The organism is Winogradskyella wichelsiae (genome assembly GCF_013403925.1).
Taxonomy (GTDB): Bacteria; Bacteroidota; Bacteroidia; order Flavobacteriales; family Flavobacteriaceae; genus Winogradskyella; species Winogradskyella wichelsiae.
In genome coordinates, this window is record NZ_JABFDJ010000002.1 from 640,202 (window position 1) to 654,673 (window position 14,472).

The following is a 14,472-nucleotide window of genomic DNA, read 5'->3' on the forward strand; positions in this document are numbered from 1 at the left end:
TGTTTTACAAACTATGTAAAAAATCAATTCTATTTTAATATGTATATTTAGCTAAAAACATTAAAAATGAAAAAGATATTATTTTCTGCTTTTATAGTATTTGGCTTACTTATAAGTTGTGATGCTATAGATGAATTAACCAAATTTGATTTAGATTATCAAAGTAGTTTTTCAATTCCGCCAACAACCTTAGTTAATATCCCTATTAGTTTAGATACTCCTGATGTTACCACGGGCTCTGAGTCTTCTTTTGAAAGCAACAATACAAACAAAGATTTAATAGAAAGTATTAAATTAACAATGATGACAATGACTATTGAAGCCCCAGAAGATGGTGATTTCAATTTTCTAAAAGAAATATACATTTATATTAACGCAGAAGGTCTTGAAGAAATAGAAATTGCAAATGGTGTTGATTTAGAAAACACCAATTCTAATGTTTTAGAATTAAATATTTTAGACCAAGAGTTAAAAGAATACATTAAAGAGGATAGTTTTAACCTAAAAGTGAGAACAACTACAGATGAAACCATTAACGAAACTCACAACATTGTAATAGACACAAAGTTTAGAGTTGATGCTGAAATTTTAGGGGTATAAATTAATTACATCACTCAAATTAAAGTCAGTTTTCACTCTTATGGTCATACGATAATGTTTTCTTCTAGTATTTAATCCAAACGTGGTTTTCCTTTCAACTTATATTTAATGGATATGAATCGAAAAAATTACCGTGTTATCTAACAAAAGAAAGTACGTAGCTCTTTTTTACAATTGAAATAATAGTAGTACGAGAAATACTAATTTGCTTATAGCAGAATTCAAATTAATTTAAATCTTTAAGTCTGTCTCGCTCTTCTGCATCAGTGGTATGCTCATTAGTGCTCAGTTTAGTGTTACCAAACTTGTAACTAAAACCCAACTTAATAAATCGATTATCACTATTTACGAAACCAGTGTTGTTTTGATTTAAATATTGTGTTTTTGTATAAGTATATTGCTTATTAAACAGATCTTCAATAGAAAGAGATAAGGTTCCTTTTTTCTTTAATATAGATTTGGAGACGCTTAATGTAGAAAATAATTGCCCTTTAACCGTAGTTAAATGTTGAAGATTTCTATAGGAATAGAACATCGATAAATTAATATTTAAACTATTATCTTTAAGTAGAGATAAATTTGGTGCTAAAATAAATACTTGAGACCATTGATCTTGCTCTACATTATCAGTACCAAAATTTAATTGCTCTTTGACGTAATACGTTGAAGAAACAGCATAAACTCCCCACTTATCAGATGGATAATAAGAAAAAATTAAATCTAATCCCGTCTCTAACGTTTTATCAATATTAGTTGGTGTATAAGCAATAATATTTGTATCGTTGTCTTGTCTTGGAAATTCTTCAATTGCGTCATCCGTATTCATATAATACCATTCTACAGTAAAATAGTCTAAAAAGTTAACACCAACTTTAAAGTGATCCACGAATGAAGGTGTTAAATTTGGATTACCTAAAACAATCGTATTCTCATTTATAAAAAAGGTAAATGGGTTTAAATCTTTATAACTGGGTCTGGTAATACTACGTTTGTAATTTGCATCAATAATTACATCTTCTGTTAATTGGTATGATAAGCTAGTATTTGGAAACCAATTAAAATAATCTTGTGTATTTGTTTCACTCAGTGTTAAAGATTTGCCTTCAATATTTGTTTGTTCTACCCTTAAGCCTAAGTTTAAATTCCACTTATTCCAAGTTGCACTATAATCTGCATAACCCGAAAATACTTTTTCATCATAATTAAAACTATTCGTATTTTCTACATTTAAAACTTCTGTACCACCAATAATATCTAATCGAGTAATATCACTATTCGTTTTTATATTAGAGTATTTAATACCAGCATCAAAATTAGAATTTTCATTAATTGGTAAAACATAGTCTATTTTCCCTGTGATAATATCTGTTTCTTGATTTGCAATGGTATTAAACTCAGAATCATTGAAAAGTATGTTATTATTATCATAAAAATTACTTAATACATTTTGGTCACGATCATAATCATAAATCGTGTAATGTCCATTAAAAGAAAGACTAGCATCATTATTAAAATTATGCATAAAAACGATATCTGTACCAATGTTATATTTATTATCCCTAGATAAATTATCTGCTGTGAAACTAGATACCAACACTGAGTTTTCATCTGTAATATTAGTATTGTTATTAATCCTGTATTTAAAATAAGGCATATATAAGCCTGTACTAGTTATGCTTAGCGTATTTTTATCATTAATATAATAATCAAAATTAAGATTTAGATTGTGCGTTTCAGACCAAGTATTTCTATTTACATCAGAGGCCCAAATTTCTTCAATATTCTTAGAGTTATCTAAATAATTAACAACATACTCTTGATCTCTATTAATTTTTTTATCAGAATAGCTATAGTTGAGGTTAAGATTAACTTTATCATTTTTAAAATAATGACTTGTTGACGCATTATATCTTGGAAAAACACCTTGGGTATAATTAGTTTGAATACTTCCCCTATAACCTGTCACTAAGTTTTTACTCATTACTATATTAATTACAGAACCACTATCCGCATCGTAACTCGCAGGTGGGTTTGTAATGACTTCAATAGATTTAATATTATTGGCAGGTGTACTTTCTAAAAGCTGTATTAATTCAGAAGGAGTTAACTGTACTCTTAGATTATTTATAAAAACCGTGGCTCGTGTACTTTTAATACTAATACCGTTATCTGCAACTATAATTCCTGGTGTATTTCTTAAAACACTCAATGTAGAACCTTCTACTAAGGCCGTATTTTCTACATTAAAAATTAAACGATCTGGTTTACGAGTAATTGTAGGTTTTATTGCAACTACTGTAACTTCTCCTAAATTTTCTGAAGATTCGTTAAGTATAATTGTTTTTAAATCTAAATCTGTGCTAAGTACAATTTTTTGCTTAAACTCTTCATAACCGATATAACTTACCTTAATATGAAACGTTGATGAAGGTATATCTATTAAAGTAAAAAAACCATTTTCGTCGGTAGAAGTCCCTTTAAGAAAGGTTTCTTCAGTTTCAGTTATAATTACAATATTAGCAAATTCAATTGGGTTATCATCAATATCAACAATACGACCAGAAATGGAATATTCTTGCGAAAATGCTACGAAAAAGAGCGTAGAAAAAAGGACGCAGAAATAGTGGCGAAGGTTAATAATCATAGTATTAGGTTTGTCTCGCAATATATAAATTGTTTTTCACTTTCTATTGTGGTTTTTCCACAGTATTATTCATTTTATAAAACAAATATTTTAGATACCTTAAAGCACAAGAAATCAATTATATTTGCCAATTAGATATTGCCTTAGAAAAGAGACATGAAAAATATACGTAATTTTTGCATTATTGCACATATTGACCACGGAAAGAGCACATTAGCAGACCGTTTATTAGATGTTACAGGTTCTGTTACTGCTCGTGAACAACAAGCACAGCTTTTAGATAGCATGGATTTAGAGCGCGAACGTGGTATTACCATAAAATCGCATGCCATACAAATGGACTATGAATATGAAGGTGAAAAATATGTATTAAACCTTATTGATACACCTGGTCACGTAGATTTTTCTTACGAAGTATCGCGTTCTATTGCGGCTTGTGAAGGGGCTTTATTAATTGTAGATGCTGCTCAAAGTATACAAGCACAAACTATTTCTAACTTATATTTAGCATTAGAGAATGATTTAGAAATTATTCCGGTTCTAAACAAAGTAGATTTACCAAGTGCAAATCCAGAAGAGGTTACAGACGATATTGTTGATCTTTTAGGTTGTAAACCAGAAGAAGTAATCCATGCCAGTGGAAAAACAGGTTTTGGTGTTGAAAATATTTTAAAAGCAATTATAGAACGAATTCCTGCACCAAAAGGAAATGTAGATGAACCACTTCAAGCTTTAATTTTCGACTCTGTTTATAACACCTTTAGAGGTATTGAAACTTATTTTAGAGTTTTTAATGGTGAAATTAAAAAAGGACAAAAAATTAAATTTGTCGCAACAGGAAAAGAATATTTTGCAGATGAAGTTGGGACTTTAAAACTAACCCAAGTTGCTAAGCAAAGTGTAAAAGCTGGTGATGTTGGTTATTTAATTACTGGGATAAAAACAGCTAAAGAAGTAAAAGTAGGAGATACTATAACTGATTTTGCAAATCCTACCACAAATATTATTGCAGGTTTTGAAGATGTTAAACCTATGGTATTTGCTGGTATTTACCCCGTAGATACAGAAGATTACGAAGAGTTAAGAAACTCTATGGAAAAACTTCAACTAAACGATGCGTCATTGGTGTTTCAACCAGAAAGTTCTGCAGCTTTAGGTTTTGGTTTCCGTTGTGGATTCTTAGGAATGCTTCACATGGAAATTATCCAAGAACGTTTAGAACGTGAATTTGATATGACTGTTATTACTACAGTGCCTAACGTATCGTACCATGCATTCACTAATAAAAATCCAAACGAAGCATTTATAGTTAATAATCCTACTGATTTACCAGAACCAACTACTGTAAACCGTGTTGAGGAGCCATTTATAAAAGCTACTATTATTACAAAAGCAGATTTTGTTGGTAATGTAATGAGTCTGTGTATTGAAAAACGTGGAATGATTGTCAATCAAACGTATTTAACCACAGAACGTGTAGAGTTAATTTTTGAAATGCCATTGGCAGAGATTGTTTTCGATTTTTATGATCGTTTAAAAACAGTATCTAAAGGTTATGCCTCTTTCGATTACCATCCAATTGGTATGAAAGCCTCTAAATTAGTACGTTTAGATGTTTTATTAAACGCACAGCCTGTAGATGCACTTTCTGCTTTAATTCATACCGATAACGCCCATAATATTGGTAAAAAGATGTGTGAGAAACTAAAAGAATTAATACCAAGACAACAGTTTGATATTCCTATTCAAGCGGCAATTGGTGCAAAAATTATTGCCAGAGAAACTGTAAAAGCACTTCGTAAAGATGTTACGGCAAAATGTTACGGTGGTGATATTTCTCGTAAACGTAAGTTATTAGAGAAGCAGAAAAAAGGTAAAAAACGTATGCGCCAAGTTGGTAATGTAGAAATACCTCAGCAAGCGTTTATGGCTGTCTTAAAGCTTAATGACTAATTTTCATTAAAAGATAAATATAAAAAATCCTGCTATTGCAGGATTTTTTTTCGATAGAACTTAAAATATTTTTATTGCTTTGCTTTAAGGTTTTGGTGTTTCTTCTTTTACTACCTTTTCAACATCAAGGGGTTTACCTAAATACACCAATTTATAATCTTCTCCTATATCTTCTGCTTTAGTATCGTATACAGATATAATATGAAGCTCTCCTTCGTCATCTTTTAAAAATAAAGGAATCATATACTTATCCTTACTTGCTAACTCTATAAGATTAGCATAATGTGCTGCATCATCAATATCTACCTCTTGTATTGCAGGATATCTTCGAGTAACTTCTGTTAAATTAATATAATCATCAGTAGGAGAGAACAAACCTTCTTTCGGACTGTTTTCTGGGTTATTCATTTCATCTGAAGTCACTAATCTATAAGAACCATTTTCACCAAAATCTTTGCTAAACTTTTCAATGACATAAGCATTAATTTCAGAATTTCCTGTCATTGCCATAATATAACCAACATCATTTAACTCAATATTATCAGATAACGTATCTGAATAAATATTACTACTTAGCGCTTCAAGTCCCAATTCTTGAGCTTTATCAATATTATTCTGATTACTATCTATAAGCACCACATGACGTCCGTTATTCACTAAATAATGCCCTAATAATCGTGGTAATTTAGAAGCACCTACTATTAAAATACCATTAGATTTTGTAAGAAACACACCAACTAATCTTGCAAATAACCGTGCGGTTGTAGCATTTAGTAAAACAGTTCCTAAAACAATCATAAATACCAGAGGGGTAATGTATTCTGCGCCCTCAACACCTTGTCTCATTAGTTTACTTCCAAAAAGCGATGCAATACCTGCGGCAACAATTCCACGAGGACCAACCCAACTTATAAATAACTTTTCATTAAAGTTTAATTTAGAACCTTGGGTACTAACAAAAACAGCTAATGGCCTAATAACAAAAACTACAATAGCAAAAAGTATTGCCGTTTTCCAAGTATAAAGTAATAGTAAATCTGAAATATTAATATTAGCTGCTAAAAGAATAAATAAGATTGAAATTAATAAAACACTTAGAGATTCTTTAAAATAGAGTAGTTCTTTTAAGTTTTCAAGCTTACTGTTTCCTAACACCATTCCCATAACTACAACAGCCAATAAACCAGATTCGTGAGCAAACAATTCAGACTCAACAAATACTAGCAATACTGTAGACAATGACACCACATTTAATAAGTAATGCGGAATCAATTTTTTATTTATAGCAAAGGCTAAAGCATGCGCAAAAGTGAACCCAAACGTTGTACCAAATAATACAATTTTACCAAACTCTATTACTGCTGTTTTAGTGAAACCGCTATCTCCACCAACACTAATAAATTCGAATACCAATACGGCAACCAAAGCTCCAATAGGATCGATTAGAATACCTTCCCATTTTAAAACGGCAGACACATCTTTTTTAAGCGGAATATTCCTTAAAATAGGAGTAATAACTGTTGGACCAGTAACGATAATAAGTCCAGCAAATAAGAAAGACAGATCTAAACTTAGACCAAAAACATAATGGGCAACAATTCCAGAACCAAAAAATGTAATAGCAGAACCAACCGTTATTAATTTTGTAATAACAGGTCCTACGTTTTTTATTTCAGAACGTTTTAATGTTAGTCCTCCTTCAAATAAAATAATACTTATAGCAAGCGACACAAAATAATACAAGCTATCCCCTGGAAATAAGCCGTATTCACCATTCCAAATTGGTTCTATCCATTTTGAACCATCTTCACTTAAAAATTCTGCAGCAATAGGACCTACCAATAATCCAATTAATATTAAAGGCAAAATCGCTGGAATTTTAAATTTCCAAGCCACCCATTGCGCTAATATTCCTAGAATAATAATTCCAGCTAATTCTAACATCTATTTACTTTTTTGTGAAAATACTAAATTCTAGTTTTATAAAAGGTTTTAACCTATGCGATATAACAAAGATTTAAGTCTTAAAATCTCTTGCTTAATTTTTAAAATCCTTTAATCTTTTAGCGCATCTGACTCTTTTTCTTCAGATTTATAATACACACGTTTTAAACTTTTTTTTAATAAAGTAAACCTATAAACTCCGATTATAAAAAATAGGATACTAAAGATAATTGCTGTTAATGCTAAATATTCAAAATTTGAAAATTCTTTTAATTGATATAAAGCAATAGCGCCTAATAATAAATATAAAGAAGAACGAATGTAAGACAAAAGCGTACGCTCATTAGCCAAACGTGTACGCTCTATAGCCAAATAATCTCGTAAAATTACTTGCTGATCGGGTTTAAAATCGCGTCCAAAACGTAAAAGTTTAATCTTCTTTATTTTTAAAGGTGATTTCGATACTTTTTTCATCATTAATTCTATTTATCATTCTAAAAGTAACTGTTTTATAAGTGAGTTTAAAATGTGAAGGATTAAATTGTTAAATATCCACTAATAATTGTTCGTTTCGTCCATTAAGTTTGATGCTTTTAGTAATTTGCAGAGTCTATTTTTAATATTCATATTATGAAGTTATATCCTATACAAGCCGGAAACTTTAAGCTAGATGGAGGTGCTATGTTTGGCGTAGTTCCTAAACCTCTATGGCAACGTACTAATCCTGCAGACAATAACAATATGATAGACATCGCAGCCCGATGTTTATTAATAGAAGATGGTGATCGCCTTATCTTAATAGATACAGGAATGGGAGATAAACAAGATGCTAAATTTTTTGGTTATTATTACCTTTGGGGAGATGATACTATAGATAAATCATTGGCTACTCATGGGTTTCATCGCGATGATATTACCGACGTTTTTATGACACATCTACATTTTGATCATTGTGGTGGAAGTGTACAGTGGAATAAAGACAAAACGGGTTACGAAACAGCTTTTAAAAACGCACATTACTGGAGTAATAAAGATCATTGGAAATGGGCTACTGAACCCAATAGAAGAGAACGTGCTTCATTTTTAAAAGAAAACATTTTACCTATGGAAGCGAGTGGTCAATTAAAATTTACTGGACTTCCTGAAAATAAAATTCTTAAAAATTCAGCTTTAGGCTTCGATCTTTTCTTTGCTGATGGGCATACCGACAAACAAATGATTCCGATGCTACAATACAAAGGAAAAACCATTTGTTTTATGGCAGATTTATTACCAACTGCAGGTCATTTACCTATGCCTTTTGTTATGGGTTACGATACAAGACCCTTATTAACACTCGATGAAAAAGAAGTGTTTTTAAATATGGCTGCAGACAATAACTTCTATCTCTTTTTAGAGCACGATGCTCATAACGAAATTATAACGGTTAAGCACACAGAAAAAGGAGTAAGACTTAACGAAACTTTTACTACAAACGAAATATTTATCTAAAATATTAACCCTATACGTGTTATAGCCTATTAAGAGCTTCATTCCATATCAGAAGGCTTTTAATAACTAACGGCACGTATTTATTATATAATTATAAACAAAAAAAATGAAATTTAATTACAGATCATTAGCATACTTAAGTCTTGCTGGAACCCTATTTTTAGGTTGTGGTAGCACAGCAGAAATTCTTTCTACACCAATTGAAAATATAGATTCTTCACCTTTAAAAGTAACAGAATTAACAGATGTAGAAAAGAAACATTGGGGCCATTTAGACCTTGTTAAAGATACTATACCTGGTATGAGTGTTGATAAAGCTTATACAGAAATTATAAAAGATAAAAAAGGAACTAAAGTTATCGTAGCCGTTATAGATTCTGGTATTGATATCGATCATGAAGATTTAAGAAATGTACTTTGGACCAATGAAGATGAAATTCCTAACAACGGAATTGATGATGATAAAAATGGTTATATCGATGATATTCATGGTTGGAACTTCTTGGGTGATGCCTACGATGAACAATTAGAATATGTACGTTTAATTGCAAGTGGTGATACTACTGATCCTCGTTATGATGAAGCTGTTGCTTTACTTGAAGAAGAATCTAAATCATATGTAGATGCTAAAGCAAGATACGACCAGATAGCACAAGCTGTAAATGGTGCTGATGAAGTTTTAACCAAGCACTTTGGAAAAAGCGATTATACTATTGAAGAAGTTAACGCTATAACAACTGAAAATGAAGCTTTAACACAAGCCATTCAAATTGCAAATGGCATGAACGGTAACGGTTTATCTTTAGCTGATGCTAAAGTTGAAATAGAAAATGCCTTAGTAGGTATTAATGAACGTTTAAACTTTCATTTTAATCCTAACTTTTCTGGAAGAACAACAGGAGATGACATTAATGATTTATCTGATATAGGCTATGGAAACGGAAACGTTAAACCTGTAAAAAGTGATGAGTCTCATGGTACACACGTTGCTGGTATTATTGGTGCAGAACGTCATAATGGTTTAGGTGTAGATGGTATAGCTAACAATATAGAAATTATGTCTGTAAGAGCTGTCCCTAACGGTGATGAGTACGATAAAGATGTTGCTTTAGCTATTAGATATGCTGTAGATAATGGAGCAAAAGTAATTAATGGAAGCTTTGGTAAATCTTTTTCTCCACATGCAGAATGGGTAAGAGATGCTATTAAATATGCTTCTGATAATGATGTTGTATTTGTACACGCTGCTGGTAATGATAGTAAAAATGTAGATGAAGGAACTAACTTTCCTGATGATAATGTAAACTTTGAAGAAATTTCTAACACTTACATTAGAGTCGGTTCTTTAACTTCTAAATATGGTTCTAAAATTGTTTCTGGTTTTTCTAACTACGGAAAGAAGAATGTAGATGTTTTTGCACCTGGTTCTGCTATCTATTCAACATTTCCTGATAATGATTATAAAAGTATAAGCGGAACTTCTATGGCCTCTCCTGCTGTTGCTGGTGCAGTAGCCTTAGTTCGTTCTTATTACCCAAAATTAAGTGCCGCACAAGTTAAACAAGTGATTTTAGATTCTGGGTTAGCTATAACAACTAAAGTTGTTGTTGGTGGTGATGCCTCTAACATTAAATCTTTTGCAGACTTATCTAAATCAGGAAGAATTGTTAACGTTTATAATGCGTTAATTATGGCTTCTAAATTATAATAAGCACTTCTATTAAATTAATAATTTTAATATAAGTCTATATTTAAAAAGGTTATCTTTCAAAAATCTGACAGATAACCTTTTTTATTTAAACAAGTTTTTCAAACCTAATTTCTAAATTTTTTATAAAATAATTCTATAGGTTTATAGACTTTATCCTTACCCTAAAATATATAAATTTCATGAAACATTTCATTCTAAGTCTTTCTTCTCTTTTTATTTTTTGGTCTTGTAGTGTAGCGAAAGCTCCTGTTGATGCCATTGAAAAATCGAGTAATTCAACAAATGCTTATTGGCAACAACATGTAGATTATTCTATGGATATTGACATGGACGTTAACAACTATCAGTACAAAGGAAAACAAAAATTGGTCTATACCAATAACTCTCCAGATGTACTAAACCGGGTGTATTACCATTTATTTTTTAATGCATTTCAACCTGGTAGTGAAATGGATGTACGTTCTCGTACAATTCAAGATCCAGATCCTCGTGTTGGAGATCGTATTAGTAAACTTCAACCTAATGAAATTGGTTTTATAAAGGTTAATGGTTTAAAACAAAACGGAACATCTATAACTTATGAAACCGTTGGTACTGTTTTAGAAGTTCAATTAAATCAACCTATTCAACCCGGTGAAAAAGTAACTTTTGACATGGATTTTGATGCACAAGTACCTGTTCAAATTCGTCGTTCTGGACGAAACAACAAAGAAGGTGTTGCTTTATCTATGGCGCAATGGTATCCTAAATTAGCTGAATATGATACGGAAGGGTGGCATGCTGATCCTTACATCGGAAGAGAATTTCATGGTGTTTGGGGTGATTTTGATGTAAAATTAACAATCGATAAGGATTATGTTGTTGGTGGTACCGGATATCTTCAAGGAGAACCTGTTATAAAATCGAATTTAAAAACACTACATTTTAAAGCTCCAAAAGTGCACGATTTTACTTGGGCAGCAGATCCTGATTTTATTCATGATACTTTCAAAATGTCAAATGGTACAATTCTAAATTTCTATTATAAAAAAGATTTAGAGCAAAAGTATCTTGATAATTGGAAGAAATTACAAGCAGACACTGCAGAATTAATGAATTTCTTTAACGAAGCTGTTGGTCAATATCCATACGATCAATACTCTGTTATTCAGGGTGGTGATGGCGGAATGGAATATGCTATGAGCACTTTAATTACCGGACAACGTAGTTATGGTAGCTTATTGGGTGTTACCGCACATGAGTTGGCACATACTTGGTTTCAATTTTTATTAGCAAGTAATGAATCTAAACACGAGTGGATGGACGAAGGTTTTACAACGTATATTTCTACTTTAGCAATGCAAATTTTTAAAGATGAAAAAAGTGAAAATCCTTTAGCGAGAACCTATGCTGGTTACATTGCTTTAGCAAATTCTGGTATAGAACAACCTTTAACAACTCACTCGGATCGTTATAAATTTAACCAAGCTTATGGAGCTGCTGCTTATAGTAAAGGAGCTGTACTTTTAGCACAATTAGGTTATATAATTGGTGAAGAAAATTTAGATAAAACTATTAAAAAATACTTTGAAGATTTTAAGTTTAAACATCCACAGCCTTTAGATGTAGTTAGAACTGCAGAACGTATTACTGATTTTGAATTAGATTGGTATTTTACAGATTTTGCACAGACAACCAATACTATTGATTATGGTGTTAATAAAGTGGAAGGAAAAACAATTACTTTAGAGCGTATTGGTTTAATGCCAATGCCTATAGATCTTTCTGTAACTTATACAGACGGAACTACTGAAGATTTTTACATTCCTTTACAAATGATGCGTGGAGAAAAGCCAACCTCTGCAACTATTATTAATGATTGGGCCTGGGCAATGCCAACCTATTCTTTTGATGCTAAAAAAGCCGTAAAATCAGTTGAGATTGATGCTTCTCAGATGATGGCAGATGTTAATAGAGAAAATAATGTACTTACTTTAGATTAAAGTACTAATACAATCAAATAAAAAAAGAGCACAACCATTAGGTTGTGCTCTTTTCTTTTTTTTTATAACTTTTTAGTTTAAAAGCGTTTTTTAAATACCACATCTTTATTGTAATCATAGACACGCCAAGTACCATTTTGTTGATCTCTTTTATAGCTGCCCTTAATTTTTAACTTTCCGTTACTATAATATTCTAAGTAATCTCCGTGTTTTAATCCGTTTTTAAGTTCTACAGAAAATCTAATTTTACCGTTGTAATATTTCTTTTCAAATTGCTTAGCGGTTAAATCAGAAGCGAAAATTTCTTTAATAGTAAAAATGGTGGCTTTATTTATGGTCTCTTCTGTTATTTCTACTTCTTTTTTTGTTTGATTTCCCTTAGCCTTAGACGATGAATCTGTAAATGAATATTTAGTTTTTACAGTTTCGGGATCCTCATAGTCTACAACTAATTTGGTTTCAAAAAGATCATCTTCAGATTTTAACTGAATACCTATTTGAGAAAAACAGATAAAATAATCCTTGTTATCGCTCAATTCTTTTCTTGTAGTCGCATCTAAAAAATTATAGGCACTATTGTATAAATTTGGTGCATTGATGTATGCAAAAATATTAGACCTGCTATCAAAATTATTATCGAAATCTTCAAAGGATTCAAAATTTGCTAGTGTATCGTCATTAATATAACTGGTAATTATACTCTTCAATGTATTTGGGTGATTACTAAAAACAACATAATCATCAATAATTGTAAAATAAGGTTTGTCAATTTCTTTAAATAAATCACCTAACAAGATTTTAAAAAATCCTTTAATATCCATAAAATTAATGGTGTGCCCTTTGTAACTAACTTCTTTAAATTTTACTGGACTTCGTCGTCGTATTTGTTCTAAAATAAAATCCAAATTCTTTTTAGCATCATCGATATCTGTTGTTTTTAATATAAATGCGACATCTTTCTTAGAGTCAGTAACTGTAGAATGTAACTGAATTAAAGCGATTTCATCATCTATCCAACTTACAAAATGCTTTTTTAAATCTATTTTTAAGAAGTTTTCTATTTGCTCTGTACCATCTAAATAGATTTTAAATTCTTCTGGTTTTTCTTTTAAAACATTTTCAAAATTGGTATAAAATTTATCAAACCTATCGAAAGTAAAACTTAAATAAAGTGCGGTTTGTTTTGGTGCTATTTCTGCGATTCTTCTAGAACTATAACCAGAATTCTGAAGTGATTTTAAATATAAACTAACCTCTTCATTATAGTTGGTAATTCCATTGGCTGTAATAGTGTTATCATCTACATCAAAATTAAAGCCACTAAAATATAAACTATTACTCAGCGTCTTTGTTAAAGCACCAGCATCGTTAGAAAAAACTTTTAAATAGTCTTCTAGGTATTTATACTGCACATACAACCTAAACATATCTCCATAACCAACTTCTTTCTCAACTTCAATAAAATCAAGGTTTCTTCCTATTTTTGGTTCTTTATATTGATCTATTGAGGCTTCTACTAAAGTATGCACATAAGACGCTATCATTTGGTTTTTAATAAAACTAATATGTAGAGTTTCGCGTTTTATAACATCATAAACTTCTATAATTTCTTGATTATGATATTTACGTTTACTTATCTTATAATTACTATTAGCAAAAGTATTTAAGTGATTCTTTAGAATATTTAATTTTGCTATTTTCTGTAAATCTACAACATAGAAAAAATCATATTTCTTAGGTTTATAAACGTGTGCAGATATTAAAATTTCTCTGTTTCCTATTCTATCGAAAACACTTTTTTCCTGTTTAAAAATTGTATCAATTTTATTGAGGCTTTCTGCCAATTCATTAAAATAAGAATTGGTGTTTAGGTGTTTCCATATATCACTTTTACTAACATCATTCCAGTTATCTATAGGATCTTGGGTCTCAATAATATATACAGCATCCTTTGGAACTAAGTATATAGATTTTAAATTATCATTATTATCGATATAAAAAGTATAAAATGAATATAGTAAAACGCTACAAATGAGTAAAACTATAACAATAAGAGATTTTCTTTTTGTCATTGTGGTAGTTTATTTGGGTTAAAATGAATTAATATGAGGAACAAAAATAACTTAATATTCTTGTAAAAAAACCAG

Annotated in this window: 9 protein-coding genes; 5 read left to right on the plus strand and 4 right to left on the minus strand. The window is 30.6% G+C overall.

What is annotated here, in order from left to right; genetic code table 11:
- Nucleotides 1-66 precede the first annotated feature (66 nt).
- A complete protein-coding gene (locus HM985_RS06435; RefSeq protein WP_179375453.1) occupies nt 67-600 on the plus strand; it encodes a hypothetical protein in 534 nt (177 codons plus the stop codon).
- A gap of 226 nt (nt 601-826) precedes the next feature.
- Here the strand turns inward: HM985_RS06435 and HM985_RS06440 are convergent, their stop codons facing one another.
- Entirely contained in the window at nt 827-3,244 is a 2,418-nt protein-coding gene (locus tag HM985_RS06440; protein WP_179375454.1) for a TonB-dependent receptor domain-containing protein, read from the minus strand.
- A gap of 156 nt (nt 3,245-3,400) precedes the next feature.
- On the opposite strand from HM985_RS06440, the gene lepA reads away from it, so the two are divergent.
- Nucleotides 3,401-5,197, plus strand: coding sequence for a translation elongation factor 4 (gene lepA / locus HM985_RS06445; protein WP_179375455.1), 1,797 nt, complete (start codon nt 3,401-3,403; stop codon nt 5,195-5,197).
- An 84-nt stretch (nt 5,198-5,281) separates the two neighbouring features.
- Here lepA and HM985_RS06450 read toward each other — a convergent pair whose 3' ends face one another.
- Nucleotides 5,282-7,141, minus strand: coding sequence for a cation:proton antiporter (locus tag HM985_RS06450; RefSeq protein WP_179375456.1), 1,860 nt, complete (start codon nt 7,139-7,141; stop codon nt 5,282-5,284).
- 111 nt (nt 7,142-7,252) lie between these two features.
- Nucleotides 7,253-7,615: a DUF202 domain-containing protein gene (locus HM985_RS06455; RefSeq protein ID WP_218843376.1), complete on the minus strand. Its 363-nt coding sequence runs from the start codon at nt 7,613-7,615 to the stop codon at nt 7,253-7,255.
- A gap of 156 nt (nt 7,616-7,771) precedes the next feature.
- On the opposite strand from HM985_RS06455, the gene HM985_RS06460 reads away from it, so the two are divergent.
- The 3 genes from HM985_RS06460 to HM985_RS06470 all read left to right on the plus strand — a co-directional run bounded on the left by HM985_RS06460 (nt 7,772) and on the right by HM985_RS06470 (nt 12,325).
- On the plus strand, nt 7,772-8,632 hold the full coding sequence (locus HM985_RS06460) for an MBL fold metallo-hydrolase (protein ID WP_179375457.1): 861 nt from the start codon (nt 7,772-7,774) through the stop codon (nt 8,630-8,632).
- A 106-nt stretch (nt 8,633-8,738) separates the two neighbouring features.
- The gene (locus HM985_RS06465; protein ID WP_179375458.1) at nt 8,739-10,340 is read left to right on the plus strand and encodes a S8 family peptidase; all 1,602 of its coding nucleotides are present in this window, start codon (nt 8,739-8,741) and stop codon (nt 10,338-10,340) included.
- Nucleotides 10,341-10,522: 182 nt separating this feature from the next.
- The gene (locus HM985_RS06470) at nt 10,523-12,325 is read left to right on the plus strand and encodes a M1 family metallopeptidase (RefSeq protein WP_179375459.1); all 1,803 of its coding nucleotides are present in this window, start codon (nt 10,523-10,525) and stop codon (nt 12,323-12,325) included.
- A gap of 77 nt (nt 12,326-12,402) precedes the next feature.
- Here HM985_RS06470 and HM985_RS06475 read toward each other — a convergent pair whose 3' ends face one another.
- Nucleotides 12,403-14,397, minus strand: coding sequence for a DUF3352 domain-containing protein (locus HM985_RS06475; protein ID WP_179375460.1), 1,995 nt, complete (start codon nt 14,395-14,397; stop codon nt 12,403-12,405).
- Between the last annotated feature and the right edge of the window lie 75 nt (nt 14,398-14,472).

Bases quoted from the DNA above. Each gene is read 5' to 3' on its own strand.
- HM985_RS06435 (WP_179375453.1), top strand. From the start codon at position 67: ATGAAAAAGATATTATTTTCTGCTTTTATAGTATTTGGCTTACTTATA.
- HM985_RS06440 (WP_179375454.1), bottom strand. From the start codon at position 3,244: ATGATTATTAACCTTCGCCACTATTTCTGCGTCCTTTTTTCTACGCTC.
- lepA (WP_179375455.1), top strand. From the start codon at position 3,401: ATGAAAAATATACGTAATTTTTGCATTATTGCACATATTGACCACGGA.
- HM985_RS06450 (WP_179375456.1), bottom strand. From the start codon at position 7,141: ATGTTAGAATTAGCTGGAATTATTATTCTAGGAATATTAGCGCAATGG.
- HM985_RS06455 (WP_218843376.1), bottom strand. From the start codon at position 7,615: ATGAAAAAAGTATCGAAATCACCTTTAAAAATAAAGAAGATTAAACTT.
- HM985_RS06460 (WP_179375457.1), top strand. From the start codon at position 7,772: ATGAAGTTATATCCTATACAAGCCGGAAACTTTAAGCTAGATGGAGGT.
- HM985_RS06465 (WP_179375458.1), top strand. From the start codon at position 8,739: ATGAAATTTAATTACAGATCATTAGCATACTTAAGTCTTGCTGGAACC.
- HM985_RS06470 (WP_179375459.1), top strand. From the start codon at position 10,523: ATGAAACATTTCATTCTAAGTCTTTCTTCTCTTTTTATTTTTTGGTCT.
- HM985_RS06475 (WP_179375460.1), bottom strand. From the start codon at position 14,397: ATGACAAAAAGAAAATCTCTTATTGTTATAGTTTTACTCATTTGTAGC.